This window comes from Streptomyces sp. Rer75, assembly GCF_013414305.1.
In the GTDB taxonomy this organism is placed as follows: Bacteria; Actinomycetota; Actinomycetes; order Streptomycetales; family Streptomycetaceae; genus Streptomyces; species Streptomyces himastatinicus.
This window is the reverse complement of record NZ_CP058693.1, coordinates 9,584,496-9,600,633: the sequence shown is the minus strand read 5'-3', so window position 1 is coordinate 9,600,633 and position 16,138 is coordinate 9,584,496. Positions and strand designations below refer to the sequence as shown.

The following is a 16,138-nucleotide window of genomic DNA, read 5'->3' as shown; positions in this document are numbered from 1 at the left end:
GGGGGGATCGGGCCCGGCCGATATCGGGTCCGGGGGTGTCAGGTCCGGGCGGTGTCCCCGAGGTCCCAGAACAGACCGGCCATGATCTGGAGCGCCTCGCGGGCGAGCGGCGCGAGCAGATGCTCGTCGGGCGCGTGCTGGGCGCAGGCGGGGTAGGAGTGCGGCACCCATACGGTGCACAGGCCCAGCTCGTCGGCGAAGGCGTCGTTCGGGATGGTGCCGCCGAGGTTGGGCAGGATGGCGGGCCGGGCGCCGGTGGTGCGCTCCACCGAGCCCGCGGCCCAGCGCACCCAGGGGTGGTCGGGGTCCGTGCGGGTGGCGGGCATGGCGCGGCCCACCTCGACGTCGACCATGGGGTAGCCGTGCTGGTCGAGGTGGTCGCGCAGGACCTTGCCGAGGTCCGTCACGTCGGTGCCGACCACGAACCGCAGCTGGCAGTGGGCGACGGCGGTCCCGGGGATGGCGCCCACGGGGGCGTCCGGGTTTCCGGCGCCGAGGGCGAGCACCTCGAAGGTGTTCCAGCCGACGAGCCGCTCGGCCGGGGTCAGCCCGGGCTCGCCCCAGCCCTCGTCGATGGCCGGGTCCTCGGCGCCGCCGCCGACCGGGATGTCGGCCAGCGCCCGCCGGACGGGGTCCGGGATGGCGGGCGGCAGCAGCGCGGGGACCAGGATGCGGCCGCGGCCGTCCACGATGGTGACCAGCGCGCCCGCGAGGACGGTGGCGGGGTTGCGCAGCAGCCCGCCCCAGTTGCCGGAGTGGTGGGCGCCCTCGCGCAGGTTCACCCGCAGGGTGAGCTGGGCGGCGCCGCGTGAGCCGAGGAACAGGGTCGGACGCTCCGCATGGACGCGGGGGCCGTCGGAGGCGATCAGCAGATCGGCGGCGAGGTCGTCCCGCAGGTCGGCGCACAGGGCGCGCAGTCCCGGGGAGCCGCACTCCTCGCCGGTTTCGATGAGCACCTTGAGGTTGAAGCCCAGCCGTCCGCCGCGGGCGCGCAGGACGTGCTCCAGCGCCGCCAGGTTGACGGTGTGCTGTCCCTTGTTGTCGGCGGAGCCACGGCCGTACCAGCGCTCGTCCTCGACCACCAGGCGCCAGGGGTGGAGGCCGGTGCGCCACCGGTCCTCCTGGGCGGGGACGACGTCGGCGTGTCCGTAGGTGAGGACGGTCGGCAGCCCCTCGCCCTCGTGGCGTTCGGCCACCAGGAAGGGGCCGTATCCGGGGACCGGGTTGTCCACGATGCGGGCGGTGGCGCCCAATCGTTCGACGGCCGGGACGATTTCCTCTTCGAGATACGTACGCAAAGGGCGGAGCGACGCCGGATCGCCGCTCTCGGTGGGGAGGGCGACGCGCCGTGACACATCCTCGAGAAACGCGCCTGAGTCGAAGTAGTCGCAGGCGTGCTGGATTGCTGCGGAACGCGTCACCGAGGACCTTCCTTATGGCGGGGTTCACCTGGCGGGAAAATGAATTCCGGCAGGACACGCATATGACGGCGGGACAATGCCGGTACAACACCGGTATGACGTCGACAGGCTAGTGAGGCGCCTTCGGGGCGCACAATTACCGGTCCGAGAAGGCAGCATTGCCCGCGCGGCAAGGCGGCCCCTGGCCTCGCCGGTGCGCGGGTCGGCGGGTAGGGTCACCCGGCATGCATCTGTCCGGGACCTCGCTGCGCTACTTCCTGGAGGTCGCGCACACCGGTTCCATCAGCCAGGCGTCGGCGCGGCTGCATGTGGCGGCCTCCGCCATCAGCCGGCGGATCGCCCGGCTGGAACACGACATCGGGGTCCCGCTGTTCGAGCGGCAGCCCCGGGGCATGGTGCTCAGCGAGGCCGGTGAGTTGCTCGCCGCGTACGCCCGGCGCAGTCGGCTGGAGTCCGAGCAGATCGTCGCCGACCTGCGCGGTCTCGGCGGCCCGTACCGCAGCACCATCCGGCTGGCCGGTTCGGAGGGCTTCGGCCGGGACGTCCTGCCGGAGGCGGTCGTCACGTTCCGCGAGAGCCATCCCGGTGTGCGGTTCCGGCTCCGGGTCACCTCCCCGTCGGGGGCCACCCAGGAAGTCCGGGACGGGGCCGCGGATCTCGCCCTCACCTATTCGCTGGGACCCGAAGAGGGCATCAGGGTGGAATACGCGCAAACGCATCCGATCCACGCCCTGATGCCGGTCGGTCACCCGCTGGCGGAGCGGGACGAGATTTCGCTCGCCGACCTGCTGCCCTATCCCCTGGCCCTCATGGAACAGGGCACGACGGTGCGGCAGCTCTTCGATATCTGCGTCGCCGCGGAGGGCCTGGAATTCGAGCCCGCCTTCATCAGCAATTACTCCGGGGCGCTGGATGGATTCGTCCGCAGATGCGGCGGTGTCACGCTGGCCGGATATCTGACCTACCGGGGCAGACTGGACGCCGACGGACTGGCCGCGGTGCCCCTGGTCAACCCCGAGCTGTCACGGCGCAGCGTCCAGATCCAGTCCATGGCCCGCCGCACCCTGCCCGCCGCCGTCTCCGCCTTCCTCGACCATCTGATCCTGCGCCTGGAAACGGCGTGATGTCACACTCCGGGCCGCCGCGACGTCTCCTCTCGCGGGCCCGTTGTCCCCGGGGTCCGGAAGCGGACACGAGAGGATCGGGCCATGGCAGAGCTGGCGGAGTTCGAGCAGCAGCGCGACCGGCTGTGGGCCGTCGCGTATCGCATCACCGGGTCGGTCGCCGACGCCGATGACGCCGTGCAGGAGACCTGGCTGCGCTGGCAGGCGCTGCCCGGGGACGAGGTGGCCGACCCGCGCGCGTATCTGACCACGGTGGTCAGCCGGATCTGCTACGACCTGCTCGGCTCCGCCCGGGTCCGCCGCGAGGCGTACATCGGGCCGTGGCTGCCGGAGCCGGTGGTGGCGGGCGACGGGCCGGAGGAGCGGGTGACGCTGGACGAGTCCGTGGGGCTGGCCCTGCTCACGGTGCTGGAGCGGCTCACCCCGGCAGAGCGCACCGCGTTCATCCTGCACGATGTGTTCTCGGTGCCGTTCCCCGAGATCGCCGAGGTCGTGGGCCGGTCCCCCGAGGCGGTGCGCCAGCTGGCCTCGCGCGCCCGCAAGCGGGTGCGGGCCGAGGCCCCGCGCCGCTCCGTGGACCGCGGCGAGCACCGGCGCGCGGTGGACGCCTTCCTGGACGCGGTGATGGGCGGCGATCTGGACGGGCTGATGGAGGTCCTCGACCCGGAGGTGGTGTGGCGCTCGGACGGCGGCGGGAAGGTCGTGGCGTCCCGGGTGCCGATCCTCGGGAACGACCAGGTGGCCCGGTTCGCCCAGCGCCTCGGCCGCGGCTTCGACGAGCTGACGATGTCCGTCCTGCGGCGGGACGTCAACGGCGCCCCCGGCCTGGTCTTCGTGGACCCGGCGGGCGAACGGACCGTGGTCTTCGCGTTCACCGTGCACCACGGGCGGATCACCGCCATCGACGTCGTCGTCAACCCCGACAAGCTCCGCCACCTCGACCTCCCGAACCTGTGACCGGCGTCACCGTCACACCCCGGCGGGCTGTGGCGTCTCTTGGGTGAACGCCACGTGAGGAGGCCATCGACATGGAGAAGCAACAGGTTCTGGTGCTGGGCGCGGGCTACGGCGGGCTGCTGGCCGCCCTGCGCCTCGCCCCGTACGCCCACGTCACCCTCGTCGACCCGAGCGACCGCTTCACCGAGCGGGTCCGGCTGCACGAACGGGCCGCCGGGCGGCCCGAGGTGACGCACCCGCTGACGGCTCTGCTGCGGGGCACCGGCATCACCCGCATCGCCGCCCTCGCCACCCGCATCGACCCTCATGCCCGCCGGGTGGACACCGACGACGGCCGCCGGCTTCCGTACGACCGCCTGGTGTACGCGCTCGGCAGCCGCACCGCCGATGTCGGCGAACGCGCCTTCACCACGGAAACGGCGGCTGAGCTGCACAAGCGGCTGCTGGACGGGCCCGGCGAGCTCGCCGTCGTCGGCGGCGGGCTCACCGGTATCGAGCTGGCCGCCGAACTCGCCGAGAGCCACCGCGACTGGCGGGTACGGCTGCTCACCACGGGCGAGGTCGGCGGCGGACTCTCCCCCGGGGGCCGCGCCCATGTCCGTACGGTCCTCGCCGCGCTGGGGGTGCGGATCGAGGAGGGCCACCGGGTGGCGGACCCCGCGGACATCGACGCCGACACGGTCGTATGGGCCGCTTCGATGACGGCGAACACCGAGCTCGCCGAGGAGGCGGGGCTCGCCCTCGACCCCGCCGGGCGCATCCTGGTGGACGCCGACCTGCGCTCCGTGTCCCGCCCGGGGATCTACGCCGTCGGGGACGCCGCCGCGGTCACCTCACCGCTCGCCGGACCGCTGCGGATGGCCTGCGCCACCGCCCTGCCGACCGCCTCGCACGCCGCCTCCGCGATCATCGCCGAGGCGCGGGGACGGCAGCCGAAGCCGCTGGCCTTCCGCTATCTGCTCCAGTGCGTCAGCCTGGGCCGCCGGGACGGGCTGGTCCAGTTCGTGCGCGCGGACGATGCCCCGCGGGATCTGGTCCTGCGGGGCGCCACCGCCGCCCGCGTCAAGGAGCAGGTGGTGCGCTCGACCCTCCGCGTCCTGCGGCTCGCCGCCCGCCGTCCGGACGCCGTCGGCCACCTCCCGGGGTTCGGCTGACGGGTCAGAACGGGTAGTGGGCGTGCTGGGTGGCCAGGGTGATCCAGCGGGTGTCGGAGAACGCCTCGATGCCCCAGCGGCCGCCGAAGCGCCCGTATCCCGACTGCTTGATGCCGCCGAACGGGGCCTGTGGTTCGTCCGCCACCGACTGGTCGTTGACGTGCACGATCCCGGTGCGGATGCGGCGGGCGACCCGCAGCCCGTGCGTGCCGTTCTCGGTGATGATGCCGCAGGTCAGCCCGTGGTCGGTGGCATTGGCCAGGGCGATGGCCTCGTCGTCGGCGGTGAAGGTGGCGACCACGCACACCGGGCCGAACGCCTCGGCGTGGTAGAGGTCCATGTCCTCGGTGACCCCGCTCAGCACCGTGGCCGGGTGGACCGAGCCCTCGGGGGCGCCGCCGCCGGTGAGCACGGTCGCGCCCTTGGCCACCGCGTCCCGTACGAGCGCCGCCACCCGCTGCGCCGCCTCGGGGCGGACCAGCGGGCCGACCACGGTCGACGGATCGGCGGGGTCGCCGCAGGGCAGGGCGGCGACCTTGGCGGTGAACTTCTCGGTGAACTCCTCGGCGAGGCTTTCGTGGACGAGGATGCGGTCGCCCGACATGCAGATCTGGCCGGAGTTCATGAACACGCTGAAGGCGGCGGCGTCCACCGCGTAGTCCACGTCGGCGTCGTCCAGCACGATGACGGCGTTCTTGCCGCCCAACTCCAGGACGGCGGGCTTGAGATGGCGCGCGGCGTGGGCGCCGACGACGCGGCCGACGCCGGTGGATCCGGTGAAGTTCACCATCCGCACCCGCTCGTCGGCGATCAGCGCCTCGGCCACCTCGGCGGCGTCCTCGGGTGCGTTGGTGACGACGTTGAGCACACCGTCGGGCAGCCCGGCGTCGCGCAGGACGTCGGCGACGAAGAGCCCGCAGGCGAGCGGCGCGTCCTCGCTCGGCTTCATCACCACGGTGTTGCCCGCCGCGAGCGGGGCCGCGACCGAGCGGACACCGAGGATGACCGGCGCGTTCCACGGGGCGAAGGCGGCGACGACGCCCATGGGTTCCCGCACGGCGAGCCCCAGCGCCCCGGACTCCTGGGCGCTGAGCACCTCGCCGCGCGGAGCGGTGATGGCGGCGGCGGCCTCGCGCAGGATGTTCGCGGCCAGCGCCACGTTGAAGTGGGCCCAGGGCGCGGTGCCGCCCGCCTCGTGCCGCATGATTTCCGCGGCCTGCGCGGCGCGGGACTCCAGCAGGTCCGCCGCGGTGAGGAAGATCTTCCGGCGGTCGAACGGCGCCACCGCGGCCCACTCCGGGAAGGCGGCGTCGGCCGCGGCCACCGCGCGCGCCACGTCCTCGGGCCCGCCCGCCGCCACGGTGGCGTACACCTCGCCGGTGTAGGGGTTGAGGTCGTCGGCGGTGCGGCCCGAGGCGGCCGGAGTGTCCTTGCCGCCGATCAGCAGGTCACGGGTGATGGTCATTCCGGTGTCCTTCGTGGTCGCGTGCCGAACAGCCTGTGCGCGCAGTGAACTTGGGTTCAAGAGCGGTGAACTTGGGTTCAAGATACGTGTGCGCGCCAGTCTCCGCCGACGTTTCGAGATGTGTCAATCGAGGGCGGCCGGCCGCCGCGCCCGCCGTCCCGGCCACCGCACTCCCCCGGCCGAGGTGACCGCGACCACCCCCAGCAGGGCGAGCGCGGCGGCGGGGGTGAGCACGGCCCAGGGCGCGCGTTCGGCGTAGGGGTGGTTCTCGGCGAGGAGCCTGCCCCACTCGGGGGACGGCGGCTGGGCGCCGAGGCCCAGGAAACCGAGGGAGGCCAGGGCCAGCGCCACGGCGGGCAGCCGCAGCAGCGCGTGGCGCGTGACGGGCGGCAGCACGGCGGGCAGCAGATGGCGGCGGAGCAGGTGGCGGCGGCCCGCGCCGAGGGCGCGCGTCGCGGCGAGGTGGGTGGCGGCGCGCTCCTGGTTCAGCAGGGCGGCGGTGTGCGCGGCCAGCGGCGCCCAGGCGACGGCGGCGACGGCGAGCGCGGGCGTGTACGGACCGGCCCCGGCCGTGCCCGCGACCAGCAGCCCGGCGAGCACGGGCGGTACGGCGTTGGCGGTCTCGACGAGCCCCCCGGCCAGCCGGGGCACCATGCCGAGCAGCAGCCCCACGGCCAGGGCGCAGGCGCTCACCGCGAGGGCGAGGGCGAGGGTGGTGAGCGCGCCGTGTCCCACCCGGGCCAGCAGATCGCGGCCGAGCGCGTCCGTACCGAACGGGTGCTGCCAGGACGGGCCGTCGAGGCGGGCGGTGGTGTCCAGGGCCATCGGGTCCCGGAGCGCGCCGAGGGCGATGACGGCCAGCAGGACGGCCCCGTACAGCAGGGGCAGCGCGCGGGCGGGCGGCCCGGACGGCCGGTGGAGGGTGGGCAGTTCGCCGTCGCGCAGGGCGGGGCCGAGCAGCAGCCGGGCCGCGAGCCGGGCGAGGCCACCGGCGGCGGTGGCGAACACGATGAGTACGAGCGTTCCGGTCTGGAGGACCGGCAGGTCCTGGGCGAGGGCCGCCTGGAGGGTGAGCCGTCCGAGGCCGGGGATGTCGAAGACCTGCTCGACGGCGACCGCGCCGCCGGTGAAGCCGACCACGAACAGGCCCAGGTTGGGCAGCACTCCGGGGACAGCCCGGCGCAGCGCCTGCCGGGCGATGCGCCGGGCGGGGATGCCGCGCGCGGCGGCGGCCCGGACCCAGGGTTCCGCGAAGGCACCGGGCAGGACGTCGTCCAGGATGCGGCCGAGCGCGGCGCCGACGGGCAGGCCGAGCGCGAGCGCGGGCAGCGGCAGCCAGGGCCATCCGTACCAGCCGACGGCGGGCAGCCAGCCGAGCCGCACCCCGATGACGGCGGCCAGGACGGTGGCGATGAGGAACTCCGGCAGCGCGGCGAGGAGTGCGCCGCCGCTTCCCGCCCCGCGTGGCAGCGGTCGGCGCCGCGCGCCGAGCCACAGGGTGCGTGCGCACACCGCACCGGCGGTGGCCACCGCGACCGTCAGTGCCCCGGCCATCAGCAGCAGTGAGAAGCCGAGGGCCTGGGCGACCATGGGGGCCACGGCCGTACCGGAGAGCCAGGACGTCCCCGCGTCGCCGTGGGCCAGCCCGCCGAGCCACTGGCCGAGGAGGTGCAACGGCCCGGCGTCCAGGTCGAGTTCGCGGCGGATGGCGTCCAGCGCCTCGGAGGTGGGATCGCGGTCGGCCGCGCGCGCCTTGAGCACGGTGCGGGCGGGGTCGGTGCGGGACAGCCAGGGCAGCAGGCCGATGCCGCACAGCAGCAGGAGGGCGAGCGCGGCGCGCCACAGCGCGCTCAGCGCGGTGGCGCGTCCGTCGGTGGGGGTGGCCGCGGTGCGGCGTATGCCGGTCAACGGTGTGTACCGGGGCCGATGAGGGTGCGCTCGTACGGGTCCAGCTCCACTCCCCGGACCGAGGTGCGGACGCCGTGGATGATGCGCTGGTGCACCAGGGGTACGACGGCGTCGGTGCGGAGGATCGCGGTCTGGGCGTCGAGCGAGGCGCTGTGCCGCTCGTCGGTGTCGGCGCGGGAGTCGGCCTCGGCGACGGCCCGGTCCACGGCCTTGTCGCACAGCCCGGCCAGGTTGTAGCTGCCGTGGCAGGTGAAGTCGCTGGCGAGGTAGGACACGGGATCGCCGGTGTCGAGCATGGTGTTGCGCGCGGCGACGACGGCGTCGAACTTGCCCGCGAGCGCGTCGGCCTCCAGCCGGGAGTACTCCCGGACCTCCAGCTTCACCGTGAATCCGGCCTTCTCCAGCTGCTGTTGCACCACTTGGGCGGCCTCGGGCAGCTCGGGCCGGTTGTCGTAGGTGCCGAGGGTGAGCGTGGTGTTCTTGACGCGGGCGGGCGCGGGGCGCCCGGTGGGCGCGGGCTGTTTGCCGGTGGCCCAGGAGAGGGCGGGGCCGAACACGCCCTGGCCGGGGTCGGCGTGGCCCTCGTACACGTCCCGCGCGAACACGCCGGGCTGGGTGGCCCCGCGGGCGGTGGCACGGACCTTCGGGTCGGCGAAGGGGCCGGACCGGGTGTTGAGGAACAGGCCGGTGGTACGGGCGGTGGGCACTTCCCGGAGGGTGGGCTTGTCGAGGGTGGCCGCCTGGGAGACCGGGACGGCCTCGGCGATGTCCGCCTCGCCGGTGCGCAGGGCGTTGGTGCGGGCGGTGCCGTCGGCGATGAAGCGGACGTCGAGGCCGGAGGCGTGGGCGAGGCCACCCCAGTACTCGCCGAAGCGGTTCAGGGTGGCCCGGGTGGCTCCGGCGGACCGGCCGAGTACGAAGGGTCCGGTGGCGGTGCCGGTCGGGTCGGGGGCGCCCTTCTCGCCGTACGCCTTCGGGGACAGGATGGCGAGGCTCGGGCTGGAGAGCGTCAGCGGCAGCGCGGGGTACTCGGCCGCGGTGGTGAGCCGGACCCGCCGCTCCCCCGCGGGCCTGGCGGTGAGCTTGACCCCGGAGAGCGCGGCGGGCACCGGGTCGGCGTGCGCCGCTCGGTTCAGGGCGCCCGCGACGGCCTTCGGGGTGACGGCGGTGCCGTCCTGGAACCGGGCCTCGCGCAGGGTGAACAGCCAGCCGCGGCGGCCCTCCCGGGCCCAGGACTCGGCGAGCGCGGGCGACGCGGAGCCGTTGCCGTCCAGGCGGGTCAGCCCCTCGGTGACGCCGAGCCGGCTGAGCAGGGTGGCGTCGGCGCCGTACGGGGAGAAGCGCTCGGCGGGCGGGAAGGCCATCGCGACCCGCAACCGCCCGCCGCCGCCCACGCCGGAGCCGCCCGCCGCGTCGTACGCCGTGCCGTTCGGGGAGGCGAAGCAGCCGGTGAGCAGCGGGACGAGCAGCAGGGCGGCGGCCGTCCGACGACGGGCAGGGGGCATGGGACACGTTCTCCAGGTGCTGCGCGGAGCGGGAACAGACGGAGGGGAAACAGCGAGACTACGTGAAAATCATTTCCATCACGCCGACGAGGTCAGACCATCGGGACCTCGAAGTGCAGGACCCGGCTGTCCCCCGGCTCCTCCCGCTCGTCGCACACGGCCTTCCCCAGCGACCGCCAGAACGGCTCGGCACCGGGCACGCCCGGGTCGGTGTGCAGATAGACGGCGCGGTAACCCCCGTCGGCCGCGGCGAAGTCGAGCAGCGCGCGCACCAGTCGGCGGGCCAGCCCCTGGCGGCGGTACTCCGGCCGTACGTACACCCGGCGCAGCTGGGCGGTCTCCCCCGACGGGTACCGCTCCGCCAGCCACGCGGGGTTGGGCGGATGGGCCGGCCCCCGGGAGTCGAGGGCCGCGGTCCCGGCGACCGTCCCGTCCCGCTCGTCCACCGCGACCAGGAGGGTGTGCCGCGGCGACCGCAGATAGGCGGCGCCGGGATCGATGATGTCGGCGTGCCAGCGCGGCACGTATCCCGTCCCGAAGTCGCGGTAGACGGTGTCGAGCATCACGCCGCGGGCGGCGTCGAGGTCGTCGGCTGTCGCGGTCCTGATGCTGAATTCATGCACCTGCGTAGCGTACGCAATAAGCCCCCGGCGTCATCAACCGGCCGCCCCTCCACGGTCGGCGACCGGCTCGTCGGCGAGGTAGGGCGGAGCGGGCTCGTACTGGATGTAGCGGCGTACGGCGCGGGCGTGGTCGACGCCGTGCAGACGGCCGACGAGCCACAGCGCCATGTCGATCCCCGCCGAGACGCCCTGACTGGTGACCAGGGAGCCGTCCACGACGTACCGCGCGTCGCGCACGACCGTGATGTCGCCGCGCGCCTCCAACGTGTCCTCGAAGAGATGGTGGGTGGCGACCCTGCGCCCGCGCGCCGGACCCGCCTCGTGCAGGAGCAGCGCCCCGGTGCAGACGCTGGTGGTCCAGGTGGCGGCGGCGGAGGTGCGGCGGATCCAGTCGGTGACCGCCGGGTTGGACACCTCGCGGCGGGTGCCCCTGCCGCCCGGCACCAGCAGGACGTCCAGCGGCGGGTGGTCCTCCAGTGTGTGGTCCGGCAGCACCCGCATGCCTTTGTTGCAGCGGACGGCGCCGGGCTGCTCGGCGATGAGCACGGCGGTGTCGGCGTGGTCGCGCAGCATCGAGGAGACGGTGAACACCTCCCAGGGGCCGGTGAAGTCGAGTTCCTCGGCGCCCTCGAAGACCAGCAGCCCGTACGTCGTCATATCTGCTCCTTGGTGGATCGGAATCGGTCCCGGTAGTCGGACGGCGCGACGCCGACGTGCCGGTGGAACGCGCGGCGCAGGGTCTCGGCGGTGCCGAAGCCGTACCGCCGGGCGATGGTCTCCACGGGGTCGTCGCCCCCGGCGAGCGCGCGCTGCGCCGCCTCCACGCGCACCCGCTCCACATAGGCCGCGGGCGGCGTGCCGAGTTCGGCGGTGAACCTGCGCTGGAGGTGGCGGGGGCTCAACCCGGCGCATGCTGCCAGCTCGGCGATGCCGTGCCGGGCGCCGGGGTCGGCGTGGATCGCGGACACCACGGCGCGGAGGGAGTCGGTGGCGGGCTGCGCCGACCACAGCCCCACGCTGAACTGGGACTGGCCGCCGGGTCGGCGCAGGAACAGCACCAGCTCGCGGGCGACGGCATGCGCCACCTCCCGCCCCAGATCCGCCTCCACCAGGGCGAGCGCGAGATCCATCCCGGCCGTCACCCCGGCCGAGGTCCACACCCGGCCGTCCCGGATGAAGATGGGATCGCAGTCGACCCGCACGCCGGGGTGTTCCCGGGCGAGCTGCTCCGCGCGCGCCCAGTGGGTGGTCACCCGGAGCCCGTCGACGAGCCCGGCGGCGGCCAGCAGGAACACCCCGCTGCACACCGAGGCGACCCGGCGGGCACCGGCCGCGGCGTCGGCGATCCACCCGGTCAGCTCCGGATCGTGGCGCGCCCGGTCGACCCCGGTGCCGCCCGCCACCACGAGGGTGTCGATGCCACCGGGGTCGAGGTCGGCCACGCCGTGCGCGGCGTGCACCGGCAGTCCGCTGGACGAGGCCACGGGCCCCGGGCGGGGTGCCACGATCTGGCGGCGGTAGCCGCCCGCGAGCTTGTCGGCGTACTGGAACACCTCATGCGGGCCGGTGAGATCGAGGGACTGGAACCCGTCGAAGATCACGAAGACGATGCGTCGCTCGTTCACCCCTTCAGGCTGCGATCCCGCCCGTCATGGCGTCAACGACACATACCCCACACATCGCGCCATGCGGTGCGCAGGGACCACAGGAACCCGGTGCGGCGCGGCGCCGGGGCGGGCGCGGCCGCACGGGGCGACCGGGCGGCACCGGGCGGCGCGCCGGTACGCGGGTGGACACCTCGGCGGTCTCGGTGCGGCGGGGCGGCGGCGTCGGACTGGGCGGGGACGGTGGACCGGCGTGCGGCTTCGGCACGTACCAGTGCACCCATGGCGGCGTAGACGTCGATGGGCATGCGGGGGCTCCTGCGGGGGTCGGACGAGGCGATGGGCTGATCCGGGGCAGGCCGTGGCGCACCCGCGCTCCGCCCGTGCGGCGGCACATACGGGAGATGCGGGGGATGCGGGAGGGTACGGGATGCGGAACGACCCGGGGCCCGCTCAGCAGCGCAGGACGACGTCCCGGGCGGGGAGCCGACGGGGCGCGGCCTCGTCGGCGGAGCCGGCCACGGCGGTGCCCGCCGTACGGTCGGCGGCGCGAGCGCGGTCGACGGCGACGGCGAGGTGCGGGGGCGCCGTGGGAAGGGAGCGGTGGGAGCGGACCGAGGTGGCGCAGGCGCTCCCGGGATGACCGGCCGGGTGGCGGCCCAGCTCATGGGCGGCGCGGGCGGCCGGACGCGGGTCGTTCCGCTCGTCCTCCTCCGGCGACGCGGACGGCGACGCGGAGGGCGACGCGGAAGGGGACAGGACGCCGGGTCCGCAGTGGTTCGCGGAAGGCGGCGGCGGATGGACGACGCCGAGGGAGAGCAGTCCGTGCAGCAGGGTGATAGCCAGCAGCGCGACCATCAGGACGGTGCACGGCCGACCGGGGCCGGCGCGGCGGTTCGTCTCGCGGCCGTGCACCATGCGGCCTCCCTCGCTGGTCTCCTTCCAGAGAACCGCGAAGAGCGGAAGCCAGCACTCCGATAGCCCGAAAGAGTCGGGTATTTCACCCGTGTCGGTTACCTCCTCGAACGTACATACCGGCACATTTCGAGGAGGCGCATGCCGAGGAGGCGTCAGTCCGAGGCCGCCCCGCCGGACTCCGGCACCGCGTCGAGCAGCGCGGTCGGCGCGGCCTGCCGCCAGGAGTCGACGAGGATGTCCCGCAGCTCATCGAGGTCCTCCAGGGCGGCAAGCCGCACCCGCACCCAGGCGAAGCCCGCCTCGTGGTCGGCGATCCAGAACTTCTCCGGCTCGGCGAGCGCGAGTTCGTCCCGCTCTACCTTGGGACATCGCACGGCCATCGAGGTCTCGTCCTCGGGGAGCGTGGCGAACATCTTCCCGGCGACCCGGAAAGTGGGCATGGACCAGGCGATCTTCTCGGTGGTCTGCGGCAGCGACAGCGCGATCCGGCGGACATCGTCAGGCGTGATCATGGCATGACCGTAGAGCACACCACTGACAACGCCACCGGGAACGCCGGGCGGCTATCCCCCGTACACGTACGGCGTGGTGGTGGTCAGCGGGACGAAGCCGAGCCGCTCCAGGATCGGGCGGCTCTGGTCGGACGCGTCGACCTGGAGATAGCGGTAGCCGCGCTCGGCGGCGATCCGGGCGCGGAAGGCGATCAGGGCCCGGTACAGGCCGCGGCCGCGCCACTCCGCCACGGTGCCGCCGCCCCACAGCCCGGCGAAGTCCGTATCCGGGGGCAGTTCCATACGCGCGGCGCTCACCGCCCGGTCACCGGCCATCGCGACGACCGGGACGACCGTGTCCGGCGCCTCGCGCAACCGGCTGAGCAGCCGGTGCCTGAGGTGGCCGCTGTCGGTGCCGAACGCCCGCGCGTGGACGTCCACCATCAGCTCCACCCCCGCGGCGTCGGTGACCCGGAGCAGCCGGAGGCCCTCGGGGAGATCGACGGCGGTGGGCAGATCCCGCACCGGCGCGACCATCACCGCCTCCTCGGGCTCGGCGGCGAAACCGGCCGCCGCGAGCCGCGCGCCGAGGTCGCCGGGCCGGTCATGGGCGTACAGCTTCCACTCGAAGGCGCGCCCCCGGGCGGTGAAGTGCCGTATCTGCGCCGCGATGGCCGCGTCCGCCGTGGACGCGTCCAGGTCCGACCAGCGGACGCCGTTCCAGTCGTCGGCGGTGCCGGTCTGGCGTACCACCCCGTCCACGCGCTCGACCCGGGTCCCGGGGCCGTCGGCCTGCGCGCCCTGTCTCAGCTGCCGGTCGAACAGCTCGCGTACTGCGTCAAGGTCCATCCGGTCACCCCAGCACCGGGGGTCGGCACCCGCAACTGGTTTACCGGCGGGGTCACTTGACGGTCCGGGGCCGTCCGTACCATCAGGACAGCAGGCCGCCGAGCCGCTCCACGACGGCCGGGGCTTCCCGGCGCAGCGCCGGCGAGGTCCCGGCCCGCCAGGACGGCGAGTTCACCTGGATCGGCGGCCACCCCGCATCGGCGTCCGGGCGGCGCACCCAGCAGTACGCCACCCCCGCCGAGGTCGACGCCCTCCCCTCACCTCCGGAGGGCGAGGGCTGGTTGTACGCATGGGCCTGGCAGGACGAACCGGCGGGCCGGGTGCGCGCCCGCGCCTTCCCGCGCCGCGGCGACGGGATCGTGGAGGACGAGGCCACCGGCGCCGCCGCCCTGGTGCTCTCCGGTGAGCTGGGCCGCGCCCTCAACATCACCCAGGGCGAGGGCTCCCAGATCCTCACCAGCCCCCAGCCGGACGGCTCCATCGAGGTCGGCGGCCGGGTCGCCCTCGCCGAGGTCCGCTCGCTGTCGGCCTGACTCGCTCTGGCCCGAGCGGTGACGCGCCACCGCGGCGGCGGGGCCGGAACGGCCGTCCAGCGCCCGCTTCAGCGCACGGTGCGCAGCGCGTCGCCGAGGAGGGCCACGCCTTCGGCGATCTCGGTGGACGTGCGCGCCGCGTAGCCCAGCACCAGCCCGGGCCGGTGCGGGCGGCGGCTGTGCCAGGACAGCGGCTGTGCCTTCACCCCGCGGACGAGCGCGGCGGCGGCGAGGTCGGTGTCGGCGAACCCGGCGTCGAAGGTGACCATCAGATGCAGTCCCGCCGCGGCGCCGTGCACCACCGCGCCGGGCAGCCGGGCGCCGATCGCGTCGATCATCGCGTCCCGGCGGCGGCGGTGGCGGGTGCGCAGCAGACGCAGCTGACGTTCCATCGCCCCCGACTCCAACAGGTGCGCGAGCACCAGTTGGGGCAGTGCGGCGTTGCCGAGGTCGGCGTAGCGCTTGGCCTCGACGATGGCGTCGCGGTACGGGGGCGGCGGGATCATCCAGCCGGTACGCAGGGCGGGGGCCAGCAGCTTGGACACGCTTCCGACGTACGCGACCCGTTCCGGCAGCATCGAGCGCAGGGCCGGGACCGGGGGCCGGTCGTAGCGGTGCTCGGCGTCGTAGTCGTCCTCGACGATGAGCCCGCCCGCGTCGGCCCAGCGCGTCAGCTCACGGCGCCGGTGGCCGCCGAGCACCACGCCGGTGGGGAACTGGTGGGCCGGGGTGACCAGGACGGCGGGCGCCCCCAGGGCGCGCAGCGCGTCGACCCGGATCCCGTCCTCGTCGACCGGGACCGGCGGAGTGTCCAGCCGTGTGTGGCGCAGATGCTGCCGGACCCCGAGCGAACCGGGGTCCTCCACGGCGATCTGGCGGATGCCGTCGTCGCCGAGCACCCGGCCGAGCAGCGCGAGGGCCTGGGTGGTGCCCGCGACGACCACGATCTCGTCGGGCTCGGCCCTGATGCCGCGGTTGCGGGCCAGCCAGTGGGCGATGGCGAGCCGTAGCGCCGGGGTGCCGCGCGGGTCGCCGTAGCCGAAGTCGGACGCGGTGAGGGCGGCGAGGACGGTGCGTTCGGCGCGCAGCCACGCGGCGCGCGGGAACGCGGTGAGGTCGGGGACGCCGGGCGACAGATCGATCCGGGCCGGGGCCGCGCGCAGCACGTCGAACACGTCCGCGCCGGGCTCGGTGGCGAACGGGCCGCCCGGTGCCGTGGCGGGGGCGGGGGCGGGCTTCCGTACGGGCGCCCGTGCCGTGACGGGAGCGGCGACCACGACGGTGCCGCCGCGGCCGCGCCCGGCGACGTGCCCGTCCTCGGTGAGCCGCCGGTACGCCTCGGTCACCACGCCCCGGGACACGTGCAGTTCGGCGGCGAGCACCCGGGTGGCCGGAAGCCTGCTCCCGACCGGCAGCCGTCCGTCCGCTATCGCGCGCCGGAGCCGCTGGGCCAGCCAGTCGGCGAGCCCACCGGGCGGCGCGTCGCCGAGGTCCAGCTGGAGGAAGTCGGCGCCGGGCGCTTTGGACCTGTCGATGGCGCCTTCATTGGACCTGTCCATCGGACCATTGTGACGCCAGGATCGACG

At 74.6% G+C, this 16,138-nt stretch carries 15 protein-coding genes and 1 pseudogene; 4 read left to right on the top strand and 12 right to left on the bottom strand.

Going from position 1 to position 16,138, the window contains the following annotated elements:
• Window positions 1-38: 38 nt before the first annotated feature.
• Window positions 39-1,421: a M20 family metallopeptidase gene (locus HYQ63_RS40780; protein WP_179939054.1), complete on the bottom strand. Its 1,383-nt coding sequence runs from the start codon at window positions 1,419-1,421 to the stop codon at window positions 39-41.
• A 224-nt stretch (window positions 1,422-1,645) separates the two neighbouring features.
• Here HYQ63_RS40780 and HYQ63_RS40775 point away from each other — a divergent pair, with 224 nt between their 5' ends.
• From HYQ63_RS40775 to HYQ63_RS40765, 3 genes are all read left to right on the top strand, one after another.
• The gene (locus tag HYQ63_RS40775; protein WP_179939052.1) at window positions 1,646-2,545 is read left to right on the top strand and encodes a LysR family transcriptional regulator; all 900 of its coding nucleotides are present in this window, start codon (window positions 1,646-1,648) and stop codon (window positions 2,543-2,545) included.
• Between the two features lie 84 nt (window positions 2,546-2,629).
• Window positions 2,630-3,502 (top strand): RNA polymerase sigma factor SigJ, encoded by an 873-nt coding sequence (gene sigJ / locus HYQ63_RS40770; RefSeq protein ID WP_179939050.1) that lies wholly within the window; start codon window positions 2,630-2,632, stop codon window positions 3,500-3,502.
• A gap of 71 nt (window positions 3,503-3,573) precedes the next feature.
• Window positions 3,574-4,656: an NAD(P)/FAD-dependent oxidoreductase gene (locus HYQ63_RS40765; RefSeq protein WP_179939048.1), complete on the top strand. Its 1,083-nt coding sequence runs from the start codon at window positions 3,574-3,576 to the stop codon at window positions 4,654-4,656.
• Between the two features lie 4 nt (window positions 4,657-4,660).
• Here HYQ63_RS40765 and HYQ63_RS40760 read toward each other — a convergent pair whose 3' ends face one another.
• The 10 genes from HYQ63_RS40760 to HYQ63_RS40715 form a co-directional block, all read right to left on the bottom strand.
• A complete protein-coding gene (locus HYQ63_RS40760; protein ID WP_179939046.1) occupies window positions 4,661-6,121 on the bottom strand; it encodes an aldehyde dehydrogenase family protein in 1,461 nt (486 codons plus the stop codon).
• Between the two features lie 123 nt (window positions 6,122-6,244).
• On the bottom strand, window positions 6,245-8,029 hold the full coding sequence (locus HYQ63_RS40755; RefSeq protein WP_179939044.1) for an ABC transporter permease subunit: 1,785 nt from the start codon (window positions 8,027-8,029) through the stop codon (window positions 6,245-6,247).
• Window positions 8,026-9,534 carry an ABC transporter substrate-binding protein gene (locus HYQ63_RS40750; RefSeq protein ID WP_179939042.1) on the bottom strand — a complete coding sequence of 503 codons (1,509 nt, stop codon included), beginning with the start codon at window positions 9,532-9,534 and terminating at the stop codon, window positions 8,026-8,028. Before HYQ63_RS40750 ends, HYQ63_RS40755 begins: the two co-directional genes overlap by 4 nt.
• A 92-nt stretch (window positions 9,535-9,626) precedes the next feature.
• Window positions 9,627-10,157, bottom strand: a complete 531-nt coding sequence (locus HYQ63_RS40745; protein ID WP_179939040.1) for a GNAT family N-acetyltransferase — start codon at window positions 10,155-10,157, stop codon at window positions 9,627-9,629.
• A 33-nt stretch (window positions 10,158-10,190) separates the two neighbouring features.
• Complete coding sequence (locus tag HYQ63_RS40740) at window positions 10,191-10,814, bottom strand: DJ-1/PfpI family protein (protein WP_179939038.1); 624 nt, start codon at window positions 10,812-10,814, stop codon at window positions 10,191-10,193.
• Window positions 10,811-11,782 (bottom strand): GlxA family transcriptional regulator, encoded by a 972-nt coding sequence (locus HYQ63_RS40735; RefSeq protein ID WP_179939036.1) that lies wholly within the window; start codon window positions 11,780-11,782, stop codon window positions 10,811-10,813. The genes HYQ63_RS40740 and HYQ63_RS40735 overlap by 4 nt, the downstream gene beginning before the upstream one ends.
• A 32-nt stretch (window positions 11,783-11,814) precedes the next feature.
• On the bottom strand, window positions 11,815-12,069 hold the full coding sequence (locus HYQ63_RS40730) for a hypothetical protein (protein ID WP_179939034.1): 255 nt from the start codon (window positions 12,067-12,069) through the stop codon (window positions 11,815-11,817).
• Between the two features lie 145 nt (window positions 12,070-12,214).
• Window positions 12,215-12,679 (bottom strand): hypothetical protein, encoded by a 465-nt coding sequence (locus HYQ63_RS40725; protein ID WP_179939032.1) that lies wholly within the window; start codon window positions 12,677-12,679, stop codon window positions 12,215-12,217.
• A gap of 152 nt (window positions 12,680-12,831) precedes the next feature.
• Window positions 12,832-13,191 carry an MmcQ/YjbR family DNA-binding protein gene (locus HYQ63_RS40720; RefSeq protein ID WP_179939030.1) on the bottom strand — a complete coding sequence of 120 codons (360 nt, stop codon included), beginning with the start codon at window positions 13,189-13,191 and terminating at the stop codon, window positions 12,832-12,834.
• Between the two features lie 51 nt (window positions 13,192-13,242).
• Entirely contained in the window at window positions 13,243-14,019 is a 777-nt protein-coding gene (locus tag HYQ63_RS40715; protein ID WP_179939028.1) for a GNAT family N-acetyltransferase, read from the bottom strand.
• A gap of 137 nt (window positions 14,020-14,156) precedes the next feature.
• On the opposite strand from HYQ63_RS40715, the pseudogene HYQ63_RS40710 reads away from it, so the two are divergent.
• Window positions 14,157-14,552 (top strand): annotated as a pseudogene (locus HYQ63_RS40710) (PhzF family phenazine biosynthesis protein); the annotation flags it as partial.
• Between the two features lie 68 nt (window positions 14,553-14,620).
• On the opposite strand, the gene HYQ63_RS40705 reads toward HYQ63_RS40710, so the two are convergent.
• On the bottom strand, window positions 14,621-16,111 hold the full coding sequence (locus HYQ63_RS40705; RefSeq protein WP_179939026.1) for a PLP-dependent aminotransferase family protein: 1,491 nt from the start codon (window positions 16,109-16,111) through the stop codon (window positions 14,621-14,623).
• Window positions 16,112-16,138 lie beyond the last annotated feature (27 nt).